Annotated in this window: 11 protein-coding genes; 3 read left to right on the forward strand and 8 right to left on the reverse strand. The window is 42.0% G+C overall.

Translation table 11 applies throughout. The annotated features are described in order from the left end of the window. Window positions 1-162 precede the first annotated feature (162 nt). Entirely contained in the window at window positions 163-861 is a 699-nt protein-coding gene (locus C2M25_RS17700; RefSeq protein WP_063528060.1) for a helix-turn-helix transcriptional regulator, read from the forward strand. 4 nt (window positions 862-865) lie between these two features. On the opposite strand, the gene C2M25_RS17705 is transcribed toward C2M25_RS17700, so the two are convergent. From C2M25_RS17705 to C2M25_RS17730, 6 genes are all read right to left on the reverse strand, one after another. After that, window positions 866-1,543, reverse strand: a complete 678-nt coding sequence (locus tag C2M25_RS17705; RefSeq protein ID WP_063701320.1) for a phytanoyl-CoA dioxygenase family protein — start codon at window positions 1,541-1,543, stop codon at window positions 866-868. Beyond that, window positions 1,533-1,931 (reverse strand): hypothetical protein, encoded by a 399-nt coding sequence (locus C2M25_RS17710; protein ID WP_105173630.1) that lies wholly within the window; start codon window positions 1,929-1,931, stop codon window positions 1,533-1,535. Before C2M25_RS17710 ends, C2M25_RS17705 begins: the two co-directional genes overlap by 11 nt. A gap of 112 nt (window positions 1,932-2,043) precedes the next feature. Further along, window positions 2,044-2,817 carry a CsgG/HfaB family protein gene (locus C2M25_RS17715; RefSeq protein WP_105173629.1) on the reverse strand — a complete coding sequence of 258 codons (774 nt, stop codon included), beginning with the start codon at window positions 2,815-2,817 and terminating at the stop codon, window positions 2,044-2,046. Beyond that, window positions 2,817-3,242 carry a curli assembly protein CsgF gene (locus C2M25_RS17720; protein WP_063701311.1) on the reverse strand — a complete coding sequence of 142 codons (426 nt, stop codon included), beginning with the start codon at window positions 3,240-3,242 and terminating at the stop codon, window positions 2,817-2,819. The genes C2M25_RS17715 and C2M25_RS17720 overlap by 1 nt, the downstream gene beginning before the upstream one ends. Continuing rightward, a complete protein-coding gene (locus tag C2M25_RS17725; RefSeq protein ID WP_105173628.1) occupies window positions 3,232-3,624 on the reverse strand; it encodes a curli production assembly/transport protein CsgE in 393 nt (130 codons plus the stop codon). The genes C2M25_RS17720 and C2M25_RS17725 overlap by 11 nt, the downstream gene beginning before the upstream one ends. A 35-nt stretch (window positions 3,625-3,659) precedes the next feature. Then, complete coding sequence (locus C2M25_RS17730; RefSeq protein ID WP_105173627.1) at window positions 3,660-5,174, reverse strand: curlin; 1,515 nt, start codon at window positions 5,172-5,174, stop codon at window positions 3,660-3,662. A gap of 559 nt (window positions 5,175-5,733) precedes the next feature. On the opposite strand from C2M25_RS17730, the gene C2M25_RS17735 reads away from it, so the two are divergent. Continuing rightward, complete coding sequence (locus tag C2M25_RS17735) at window positions 5,734-8,232, forward strand: S8 family serine peptidase (protein ID WP_105181754.1); 2,499 nt, start codon at window positions 5,734-5,736, stop codon at window positions 8,230-8,232. 44 nt (window positions 8,233-8,276) lie between these two features. Here C2M25_RS17735 and C2M25_RS17740 read toward each other — a convergent pair whose 3' ends face one another. Both C2M25_RS17740 and C2M25_RS17745 read right to left on the reverse strand, forming a co-directional pair. Further along, entirely contained in the window at window positions 8,277-8,756 is a 480-nt protein-coding gene (locus C2M25_RS17740) for an ankyrin repeat domain-containing protein (protein WP_105181755.1), read from the reverse strand. Window positions 8,757-8,814: 58 nt separating this feature from the next. Next, the gene (locus C2M25_RS17745; protein ID WP_105181756.1) at window positions 8,815-10,329 is read right to left on the reverse strand and encodes a catalase; all 1,515 of its coding nucleotides are present in this window, start codon (window positions 10,327-10,329) and stop codon (window positions 8,815-8,817) included. A 226-nt stretch (window positions 10,330-10,555) separates the two neighbouring features. Between C2M25_RS17745 and C2M25_RS17750 the strand changes: the two genes are divergently transcribed. Beyond that, on the forward strand, window positions 10,556-11,767 hold the full coding sequence (locus C2M25_RS17750) for a sugar efflux transporter (protein WP_234003604.1): 1,212 nt from the start codon (window positions 10,556-10,558) through the stop codon (window positions 11,765-11,767). Window positions 11,768-11,811: the final 44 nt, after the last annotated feature.

An 11,811-nucleotide genomic window follows, 5' to 3' on the forward strand; every position in this document is an offset into this window, starting at 1 on the left:
AGGTGAGATGCGGTATAGTTGGTTTACATTCTGTTAACTTTGGTGTCTGGCCATCCAAATGGGTTAGCAATGTTGTAAATTGCCAAAATAAAGGCTTATAAATGGTTGAATCATGTATCCAAATTGGGTATTGTGAATAAAATGTTTCAAGGAAGAAATGAGATGATTCAACCAACTTCTGTATTTCTAAAAACACAGCCAAGGTTACAAAACCGCAGCCAAAATTATCAATATTTAATTAAAATACTCGATGCGTTTTTTATGCGTGTGAAAGTCGATGCAAGCTTGCCTCATGAGTCTATGCGCGATGAGTTTAATCTTTATTTAATTGATAGCACTGATGCACATTGGAAAGACTTATTACCTGCTGAGTTAGTGCAACTTGCTAAGCAACATTTAGTGGTTATTTTTAATGCGGACGCTAATGCAATTTGCGAAAAAAACTTACTTTTAAATGGCATTAAAGGGGTGTTTTTTGCAGATCAATCACCTGAAGATATTTTTGCAGGGCTGGTCAGAGTGATCAATGGCGAGCTGTTTTTTAGCCGTAAAAGTATTTCTACTACGTTTAATCATATGCTGTCAGCAATGTCTCGTAGCCAATTCAATGCCAGCAACGATTCGGTAAATACAGATATTGACCTCAGCTTACTGACTAAACGAGAAAAATCAGTGATTCACTTACTTGCCCAAGGTGCGAGTAATCGAGATATCGCAGAGCGTTTAAATATCAGCGACCATACCGTTAAAACCCATCTGTACAGTGCATTCAAGAAAACGGCATCGCGTAACCGCGTGGAGCTGGCTAATTGGGCACAAAATTACATGGCAGTGAGTTTGTCTTTACAAAATACACAGTGACAAACTATAGCCAGTTTAATCCCAGTGGTAGTGTTTGATCAGAATATTCGATATGTATCACTCGACGGTGTGTTGGCTTTAATGCTTTACTTGAGCTGTGCAGAAGTAGGGGCTTCATTACTAATAAATCTCCTGCCTGTGCAATACAGTCAATGGCTTTTTTATTAGCAACATATTCGTCTATCTCTGCTTTAGATAAAATTCCATTTCGATAGCTGTTAGGGATAACTTTTAAGCAGCCATTTTCAGCCGTAGTATTGTCAAGGTGAATACGCAGGGTGACCATATTATCAAGTAACTCTCGAGGTGGCTGTACATGATGCTGCCCATCTTTAATAGACCAAAATTTCCAGCCAGTTAGATCGTGTTGTTGACTAACTGCGATAGTTCGGTCTTGGTGCCAAGGAACAAGCCAATTTTTATCGGGGTTTTTGTCGAATAAAATGACCCTCACAACCTGCGCATTCGGCGATAAAAATTGCGCGGCTTTTTGTTGTAAGTAGGGCATTCTTATTAGCTTTGCTACTGTTGCTAACTTTTTATCAGCATGACGCAAACCATGTTTTGGGTGATTAGAAGGTAGTTGCTCTATTTCTGCTACTATTTCAGCCACTTGCTCGATGCTTAAAAATCCAGATTCAAGCAAGTAGCCTTCAAAATCATGTTTCCGTTTAGCTTCCATTATTCGAGCCTCGGTTCGATTTAGATGTGAGCTTATTCATAAAGTACAGTGGAATACACAGTATTAATAATCCCAGCCATTGCCATAATGGCGCAAAAAGAAACACCAGTGCTGATTGTGCATCATGAGAAAAATAGATTGAACCTAAGGTCACAGTACCAAATAAGACACACATAATAGTGACAATAAACGTGGCGATTTGTGTCACTCTTGTTTTACTGTGTTCAACCATCCACGCCATTAATAAATAGGGCGAAATACCCCATAAAACAAAGCCAATTGGCAGGCTTTTTGAACTGTCAAAATTATCAATGGTGATGACTAGAGTAATCAGTGCGGCTAAAACAATAAGAGAATAAGCGCATTTGGAGAAGGTAATCCATTTCATAAATAAAACCTAATTGACTGAATGCTATAAGTATTTATTTCGATGGATAATTAAGCAGAAAGTTCAAATTGGGCGCTGTGATGTTCAGCGCCACAATAATATACTCATTAAATTAGACCGTTTTTGCAGACCAAATGCCTTTGTTAATACCTTTTAATACAAGGTCGCTAAGCGCTTTTTCAATTGCTTGCGTGACGCAAATACTCATAGGCTCATTGTCGGTGAATCCGGCTTCTGCTTCTGCAAGACGTTTGTAGCTCACATAGCGAAAGAAGCCTGCGCGCATTTCTTGGCTGAGTACTTTTTTGCTTGTCGCAACGGATAACAAAACTTGGCCTGTGCGAACATCGACAGCGCGTAAATAAATTGAGATTGCATCTTCACGATATAACTCTGATGCGCCAATCCCGAAGTATTCCATACCAATCCCGCCGGTTTTGATATTTGTGTCGTAGCTAATGATACCGCCTTCTAAGATTATCTTAGCTGTCGTGAGCGGTGGTAATTCAGGTAGCTTATCGTTTTCGGCTTGCGCAGCGCGAATAATTTTACGCTCAGTTAAGATATTTTGTAGACCTTCGCGTTCTACCGGAATAAACCAATCTGATTCATGCAATGCTTGCACTAAAATAGAGTTAGCGCCTTGTGTTACTGCGGTAGAAAATGAGCTTACATTTGCCTGTGGTTTGTATTGCCCAGTTTGGTCACGAAATGAGTACACTGACACAGGAATGCTTCCCATTGGTTGAGGAAGGGCCTGCAAAGCCTGGAATGTTTCGGTTGGCTCAAGAGAGTCTGCTAGTTGTTTAGTCGGCGGGATTAAATTGCCCATTGATGAACAACCCGACAGAAGTAATACCATTGCTGCTAATGTGAGTGTCTTCATTATCCAAACCTCGGTACTTCAATTACTGTCACTGTGCCATCAGCGGTGTTGGTAATTCTAACGGTGATTGTGTCACTGGTACTGGTGATAATTTGAATTTCATAATCACCCGTCATAAAGGTCGAGTCACCATTAAAGATGCTGTCGTCGATTTCGTCACCAAATGCCATATCTGTGATTTCTCGTACCATTCTATTTAAGTAGGTACGCTCTAACGAATCTTGAAATTTTTCCCCGTAGGTCTGTTCTACAACCGGCGCTTTGTGTTTATTTTGCGATTGCGCTTTGTTAAGTAGCATGCTGCCATTCAGTGGGCTGCCACCAAAGCTTGGGTTAATTGGGGTATAAACGAGTTCGGTTGCCCAACTAGAAAGAGGGCAGAGGATTATTATTAGTGTTGTTAAGTATTTCATTTTACCATCCATCTTTTGCCATATCGGGTGATGATTGCTGCATTTGACTGCGTGCCATGGCATCCATCACGCTATACATGGCTTGTTTTACACGCTCATCTAATGGCTCTAAGCGACGTCCTAAGTAAGTGACGTACACTATTTGGTTATTCATTTTTAAGGCAAGTCGAGTCCCCGCTCTGGGTAATACCGTTTCTTTTATTTCGATATTAAAACCTGCTGTTGAAGGTAAGTCGCGCCATAGGTTGGCAAATTCAAAATAAAATTGATGACCAAATCGGCTAATACTTCTATCGAGTACTAAGCCATCGATTTCGAGATCTTCACCAAAACTAGTCGTACTTTGAGCTGCAAGCACGATGCAACATATACGTAGTAAGTTTATTATTTTCATAGTGGAATGAGGGAGCAAAGCTCCCTCTTAAGCGATTATTCTTGGGTTACAGTTGCGACATTGCCATCACCTAATTGAGTGATAACAACTGTGCTGTTAGAGCCAATCATAGAGCCTTCAACAAGGTTTGCGTTGCCGTCTTGTACAACGACCAGTGAGTTACCCTCACCACCTAGCAAGAATGCACCTTCACCGATACCTGCAACCAAGTTCTCTGAGCCTGTTTGGCTAATATCTACAGAGTTGTTGCTACCTTCCATAAAAAGGTCGATTGCATTCAGTTCACCAACTTGTGTGAAAGCGACTTGGTTGCTATTGCTATCAAGTACGCTTGCAAACGTTAACGCAGCTTCGTTTAGGTCACCTAACTGGTTAATTGCAATGTCATTATCGTTTGAAGATAGAGATTGGTCTGGGTAAGAAGACTGTACTAGAACCGTGTTTTCATTGCCGCCTTGAGCGATATCGACGTTATTGTCGCTACCATTGAAGTTAGCAACGTGAGCACTGTTTGCGTCACCAATTTGGTTAGCAACAAATTCATTGCTATCGCCAATTGCACCTAAGTACACATCATTACCGTTACCATTTTGGAACGCAGTGAGTTCGTTGTCGTTACCAATAGCATCTAAGCCAGCAGTATTGCTGTCATGCTTTTGATTGACCAATAATGTATTGCCATCGCCAACAATCACGCCTGACTCAAAGCTGTTGCTGTTACCTTCTTGATCAGACTTAACTTCGTTGTCATTGCCTGTGATTTCTGCAACTAATGCGCTGTTAGAGTCACCATCTTGCTCAAACTCAACTTCGTTATAATCACCATGCAGCGAAGTAAGCTCAGCGCTGTTGAAGAAACCTGTTTGGTCAATAGTAATTTCATTGCCGTTGCCAATTACTTCATCAGAGGTAAACGCATTGAAAACACCTTCTTGCATGACTTCGATGCTGTTGTCATCACCTCTAATTACATTGAACGTTGCTTCATTTAGTAAGCCGCTTTGCTCTGCGCTGATTGTGTTGCTGTTACCTTGTAAGTCAAAGTTGTAGAACCAATGGCCGCCATCACCTTGGGTGACAGTTGCGGTATTTTCATCACCCACCATGATGTTGATAGCTTCGTTGTTAACACCAAAGAATCCTGCACCTTCTTGCTCAACGCGAATAGCATTACCGATACCAACGGTTTCAGACAATGCGCCATTCATGGTGCCGTTTTGGCTGTGCGAAACCGTATTATCGTCACCTGTGTTGTAGATAAGAGATAAGTTTGATGTTTGTGCTTGGCTTACTTCAACCATGTTGCCATCACCCACACTGACTGTTTCTGCACGATGACCTGTACCTTGTTGAGCAATAACCGCCTCGTTACCAACACCGGTAACCGATACTTGATCTAGGGTAATTGAGTTTGACACACCCAGTGTTGATACTTGGCTTGCAAGCTCCGAGCTAGATTGAGCTTTATCATCTGTGTTTGCACTTGCTGCGAAGCTTGAACCTAACGCAATAGTGATTGCACAGGTGAGTAGAGACTTTCTTAACTTCATGATTATTTCCTTTAAATTATTATTAATCAAAGCTCTAAAATTATTATTTTCGCTTTTAGAACCATGTACCAGCATGCCTTGCCGGATTAATTTATGTGATATTCAACTGTTAGCTAACAATCAGAAGTGAATGAAGCAACGTTGTTATTTGTGACTATGAGGTCATACAAATAACAAGGAAATTACTTTAGACAGATTTGGAATAATATAAAATCATCAGTTTTTGTGGTTTTTATAAATTATTTATTTTCAATTGGTTATGTGTGTTTGTATAGGTTTTAGTATGGTTTTTTATTTAAAAGCAGTAAAAAAGTTGGAGAAATATTAATGGATCATTAAGGGTGCTTTTTTCACAAAAAAGTGTGAATTGGACGTATTTTTATTGATTCAATCAGCAAAAAAGTATGGATTTAAACTTAGCATCATTTTTTTTCTTGCCTGTTATCTGCAATTTGCCATTTATGAAATATGCCACGTGATATTCATCATTCAGAAGTAATGAGCTTTGGTGGTCGAGTCATAGCGATTCGATCAGTTCAACTAATTATGGATAGTAAATATGAAAACTAAATTATCTGTATTAAGCCTAGCCTTATTACCATGTTTAGGTGCTGCACAAGTCAGCACACCAGCAAAAACAACCGTCGTTGGTGCAAGTGAAGACTCTGTACTTGTTATGTATAAAAAAGGCACCTCTGCTGCAATGCGTGCCCATGCTCGTAGCTTAGTTAAAGCCACCATCAGCGATATCAACAAAGATGGCGTCGATGATAACTATTCAGCCATTTTGTCTGGCCGTTTAGCTAAATTTAAAATTGCAGGTATGAGCAGCAAAGAAGCTATCAAGCGTCTACAAAACCATGCTGCTATTGAATATGTAGAGCCTGACTACCGTGTATCGATTGCCAGTGTACCTAATGATCCTGATTTTTCGTCGCTGTGGGGTTTACACAACGAAGGTCAAACAGGTGGTGTCGCCGATGCTGACATTGATGCAGTTGAAGCATGGTCAATCTCAACGGGTAGCCGCGAAGTTGTTGTTGGTGTAATTGATACCGGTGTTGATTACAGCCACGAAGATTTAGCTGATAACGCATGGATCAACCCAGGCGAAATTCCGGGTGATGGTATCGATAATGATGGTAATGGTTACATCGATGACGTGCACGGTATTAATGCGATTACCGACTCAGGTGACCCAATGGATGACCAAGGCCACGGTACTCACGTATCGGGCACAATCGGTGCGTCTGGTAACAACGGCACGGGTGTTGTCGGTGTAAACCACGAAGTATCAATCGTGGGTTGTAAATTCTTAAGTGCAGATGGCACAGGTTCAACCTCAGATGCAATTAAGTGTATCGATTACATGGTTGATCTTAAAAACCAAGGCGTAAATGTACGTGTGTTAAATAACAGCTGGGGTGGCGGTGGCTTTAGCCAAGCACTGGCAGATGCTATTACGGCAAGTGAACAAGCTGATATTCTATTTGTAGCGGCAGCGGGTAACGATGCGGTTGATAACGATCAAAACCCTCACTATCCGTCAAACTACGAGCATGACAGCGTGTTATCAGTTGCCAGTACTGACAACAGAGATAACATGTCGAGCTTTTCACAATGGGGTTTAACAAGTGTTGATTTAGGTGCACCAGGTAGTGCAATTCTATCAACGGTACCGGGCAATGGTTACGCTAGCTATTCTGGTACATCAATGGCAACACCGCATGTTGCAGGTGCAGCAGCACTCGTGCTTTCGATCAACCCTGATTTAACAGCACTTGAACTTAAAGAGTTGTTAATGAATAGCGGCGACCAAAATGAAGCGCTGCAAGGCAAAACAGTGTCTGGCAATCGCTTAAATGTGAATCAAGCACTTGAGCAAGCTGATCCAACACCGAGCTTCAAAATTTCAGTTTCGCCAAGTTCACAGCAAATTACCGCGGGTGAAACAGCAACCTATACCTTTGAAATTGGTTCAATCGCCCAGTGGGAAGGCGTTGTTAGCTTAGCTCTTCAAGCTGATTTAGCGGGCGCAACACTATCGCAAACAGAAGCTGTACCAGGTGATGTAGTTACACTCACCGTACCAACACAAGAAGCAACAGCATGGGGTAGTTATAGTTTTGTTGTTGATGCTACATCAGGTGAGTTAGCGAAACAAAGCAGTGCGTCATTGTTTGTTAACCCTGTTGGCTTAAATGACTTTACTTTCTCAAATGAAACACCAGTGTCTATCCCAGATAACAATGACACGGGTATTGATTCAGTGATTACGGTAGCTGATGAGCTTACTGTGTTCTCAACGGATGCAAGTATTGATATTGCTCATACTTACATTGGTGATTTAATCGTTACATTAACGTCGCCGCAAGGTACAACGGCAACACTTCACAGCCAGTCTGGCGGTGGTGCAGATGACTTAGTACAAAGTTACTCGCTGGCTAACTTTAATGGCGAAGTTACGACAGGTGATTGGGTACTTAATGTCAAAGACGTACTGTCTGCTGATACCGGTACTTTAAACAGCTGGTCACTGACGTTTAGCGCCATTGGTGAAGTGAGCCCGCAGCCGCCACAAGCAGGCTTTGCATTTGAAACATCAGGCTTAAACGTCACTTTCACTAACACCAGCACAGATAGCAATGACGATATCGTTGCTTGGGCGTGGGATTTTGGTGACGGTGCATCATCAACAGATGCTGATCCTATGCATACTTACGCACAAGCAGGCAGCTATGAAGTGACGCTAACTGCGACAGATAGCGAAGGTCAAACAGATACGTTCACGCAAACGGTTGTGGTATCTGATGTTGAAATTGAGCTATCGGTTAAACGTGCTAACAAAACGCGTTTAGGTACTATGCGTGTTGATTTAAGCTGGCAAACTGTGGCTGATCAAGTAAGCATCTACCGTAATGGTGAACTACTTGAAACAGTCGCTGATCGTGGTTTCTATCGCGATGTAGAGCGTAAAGCTGAGTTACCAAGCTATGAATATCAAGTGTGTGTATCTGATACTGTTTGTTCTAACCCAGTGACAGTGTCCTTCGACTAACATTGTTTCACTGCTCAAAGCCCAGTTTCCCCACTGGGCTTTTTTTATTGTTTCGCTTTCTTATATTGCGTAAGTAAAGCGAGTACATGCTGTTGACCAAATTGTGCTGCAAATGCTTCGGCGGTTTGCCCTGCTTTATTCGCATGCTCTGTGTCACAGTCTTGTTTCATTAACGTTTTAGCGATGCTAAATTCACCTCTAAAAATTGCGGCCATCAATGCGGTGTTGCCGCGTTTATCTTCAAGGCAAGCATTGGCGCCTAATGCTAACAGTTGGTTTACCGTTTGTTTGTGACCATGGTAAGTGGCAATCATCAGCGCGGTATAGCCTTTCTCATTAACACTGTTGATTGGTAATCCGGCCTCAACAAATTGTTCAATGATGTCGTTCTCTGCGGTTCGCGCAGCAGCAAAATAATAGGCAAGTAAGGTTTGATACTGTGTTTGTGAATCGGTTTGCTGTTCAGCATTTACTGGGTTGCTTGTTAATAAAAGGCTCAGCAGTAGAAAAGCAAAAATACGCATAGTTAACTCCTAAAAAAGAGGAAGGGTATGCCTTCCTCATCAAGGTTGGGAGAGTGAATTAAAGTGAGCTTGCTAGTTTTTTCACGGTTGCTAGGTTACCGCCGACGGCTTTGGTTAAGCGCGTACCGTATTCGCTGTCTGCTTTGTAAAAGTGGCTGAGCATAATGTGCTTTACCTTGCTATCTTTTACCTTCCCTAAATCACCCGCTAAGTTGTTGATCAGGTTAGTACGCTGTTGTTTAGTAAAGCTTTGATATAACACGCCAGCTTGAGCAAAGTTTTGCTGTTTTTTAATCGCTGCTTGTTGAACATAGCCAGCCAGCTTAGTTTGTGCCTTACGAGCAATTGGGTTTTCTTGCACGTTTTCATGGCTTGGCTGATAGTTCACATTGCTAGTAGTATGGCCAAAGTTCATCGCACCGTCTTGGTTGTAATTAACCACTTCTACTTTGGCGCGGTTAATTGGCAACTGCTGGTGGTTTGCACCTAGGCGATACATTTGGGTGTCGGCATATGAAAACACACGACCTTGTAATAAACGATCTTCTGATGGTTCAATACCCGGAATGATATTCGCAGGGGCCATAGCGACTTGTTCTGTTGCTTGGAAGAAGTTGCCCGGCATACGGTTTAGTGTCATGGTACCTACTTTGGTCTCTTTAACACCTAACCACATTTTTGTTGCATCTAACGGGTTGTAATCAAAGTCATCCAGTTCAGATGGGTCTAATACTTTGATATATAAATCCCATTTCGGGAAATTACCGTTATTGATTTCTTGGTACAGATCACGGGTTAAATGCTGAAAATCTTTACCTTGTACTTCAGCAACTTGCTTAGCATTTAAGTTTTCAATGCCTTGCTGGCTAAGCCAATGAAATTTTACGTATTTTACGTCACCGTCTTTGTTGACCATTTTATAAGAATGCACCCCAAAGCCATCCATTTTACGCAGGCTTGCTGGTGTTCCATGGTCACTATAAACCCATGTCAGCATATGTGTTGAACCTGGTTCATGTGAGAAAAAATCAAAAAAGCGATTTGGATCTTGAATGTTATCAACCGGAGATGGTTTTAATGAATGCACCATATCTGGAAATTTAATCGCATCACGAATAAAGAATACCGGTAAGTTGTTACCCACTAAGTCCCAGTTACCTTGATCTGTATAAAATTTAGTAGCAAAACCGCGTGGGTCACGTAGAGTTTCAGGGCTACCTTTACCGTGAATAACCGATGAAAAACGAACGAATACCTCTGTTTCTTTGCCTGCTTGTGCAAATGGCGCAGCAATGGTTAGGTCTTCAAGATTTTTACTCGCAACAAACACACCATGTGCACCTGTACCACGCGCATGAACAACACGCTCAGGAATTCGTTCGCGAGCAAAACGTTGCAGTTTTTGAATTAGATGAACGTCTTCAAGTAAAACGCTGCCACGCGGGCCAGCTGTAATAGAGTTTTGGTTATCACCCACAGCTGCACCATTGTCTTTGGTAAGTGTAGCAGCGGATGCCGGAAGGCTGATTGCAAGAGCAAGTGTGCTTAAAGTCAGTGTGCGATTAAATTTCATAATAAACCTCTTCATAAGTCGCCATGGCATTGGCGTTTTGTTGCAGCCATTATATGAAGGTGTTTTGATTTGGTAAAACTGATTGTTTCTATCATTGTGATAGGTTGTAACTATCGTTTATGAGCTTAATTTAATTTGTATTACAAAATGAAGTCTTCGCTAAAACTGTGTATAATTTGCGCCCTTTAAATATCTGTTCACGTGTCGTATTAATGTGGGGTTGCGAGTGAAAGCATTGCTGAAACAGCATGGTGTAATTTTTATTCTTCTAAGTATGCTAACTGGGTTAATGGGAGCATTTGTTAACCCATTGATGAGCTTATTCATTGTCGAAGGGCTGCAAACACCGCCCGTGTATTTAGGTGTTTATATGGTGGCGGTCACCATTACTGGCTTAGTTATTAGTCAGTGGTTAGGTGGCATGGCAGATAAAGGCACCAGTGCGCGAAAGTTATTTATGGTGGCTGTATCAGGTATGGTGTGTGCGTTAGTGACCTTTGCGAATGCCACTGCATTTTGGCAAGTCTTGCTCGCAGGCGTGTTGTTTCTTGCGATGGGCAATGCAGCAATTCCGCAAATGATGACCGTGGCAAGACAATGGGCTGGGCGTCAGCAGAACATCGACATTACTAGTTTTAATTCGCGTTTACGTGCTGCTATTTCCTTTGCTTGGGTGGGCGGCCCGCCGCTTGGTTATTTGTTAGCCGCTGGAGGCGAGTTTAGCCGCTCGTTTTACTTTGCTGCGGTGTGTGCCTTGGTTGCGCTAATCTTCTCATTTAAGTTTATTCCTGACTACAGCGCTAAAAAATCACAACATGGCAGAGAGCCTGCAGCCGCAGCGAGTTTATCATTTTGGTTGTTGGGCTTAGCTATTATGCTTGGTTCAACGGGCAATATTATGTATTCATCGGCACTGCCGCTTTATAGCATTACTGAACTAGGATTTGCTGAACATACACCGGGGCTGTTTATGGGTGTGGTGGCACTGTTAGAAATTCCTATCATGCTGTATGGGGCAAAGCTTGCTAGAAAATACAGTAAAGTTGCGATGCTTGCGGTGGCATTTTGTTGTGCCATTGTATTTTATTTAGGGGTGTTTTTTGCCACTCAAGTATGGCATTTAATCGCGTTGCAAGTTTTAAATGGGCTGTTTTACGGTATTTTTGCGGGCATTGGCTTAACCGTATTACAAGATCAGCTCCCCGAACGAATAGGGTTTACCTCAGCGTTTTACACGAACGCCATTAAACTGGGTGTTATGTGCGGGGCTGGGGCAACAGGGGTTGTTGCACAGTTTTATAGTTTTAGGTTTGCAACCCTTGGCTCTATGCTAGCTGCAAGTTTAGCCCTTGGATGCTTAATGTTGTTTAGTTATGTGAAGCGCCAAGAGCAGCAAGAAACTGTTATGCCAGTACTGCAAGAAGGCTTAGTTGAGTAACTTGATAAAAAACCGAGCATCGGAGCTCGGTTTTATTATTTTTA

It is taken from the genome of Pseudoalteromonas sp. T1lg21, assembly GCF_002964625.1.
GTDB classification, from domain to species: domain Bacteria; phylum Pseudomonadota; class Gammaproteobacteria; order Enterobacterales; family Alteromonadaceae; genus Pseudoalteromonas; species Pseudoalteromonas gelatinilytica.

Bases quoted from the DNA above. Each gene is read 5' to 3' on its own strand.
- C2M25_RS17700 (WP_063528060.1), top strand. From the start codon at position 163: ATGATTCAACCAACTTCTGTATTTCTAAAAACACAGCCAAGGTTACAA.
- C2M25_RS17710 (WP_105173630.1), bottom strand. From the start codon at position 1,931: ATGAAATGGATTACCTTCTCCAAATGCGCTTATTCTCTTATTGTTTTA.
- C2M25_RS17730 (WP_105173627.1), bottom strand. From the start codon at position 5,174: ATGAAGTTAAGAAAGTCTCTACTCACCTGTGCAATCACTATTGCGTTA.
- C2M25_RS17740 (WP_105181755.1), bottom strand. From the start codon at position 8,756: ATGCGTATTTTTGCTTTTCTACTGCTGAGCCTTTTATTAACAAGCAAC.
- C2M25_RS17705 (WP_063701320.1), bottom strand. From the start codon at position 1,543: ATGGAAGCTAAACGGAAACATGATTTTGAAGGCTACTTGCTTGAATCT.
- C2M25_RS17745 (WP_105181756.1), bottom strand. From the start codon at position 10,329: ATGAAATTTAATCGCACACTGACTTTAAGCACACTTGCTCTTGCAATC.
- C2M25_RS17735 (WP_105181754.1), top strand. From the start codon at position 5,734: ATGAAAACTAAATTATCTGTATTAAGCCTAGCCTTATTACCATGTTTA.
- C2M25_RS17715 (WP_105173629.1), bottom strand. From the start codon at position 2,817: ATGAAGACACTCACATTAGCAGCAATGGTATTACTTCTGTCGGGTTGT.
- C2M25_RS17725 (WP_105173628.1), bottom strand. From the start codon at position 3,624: ATGAAAATAATAAACTTACTACGTATATGTTGCATCGTGCTTGCAGCT.
- C2M25_RS17720 (WP_063701311.1), bottom strand. From the start codon at position 3,242: ATGGATGGTAAAATGAAATACTTAACAACACTAATAATAATCCTCTGC.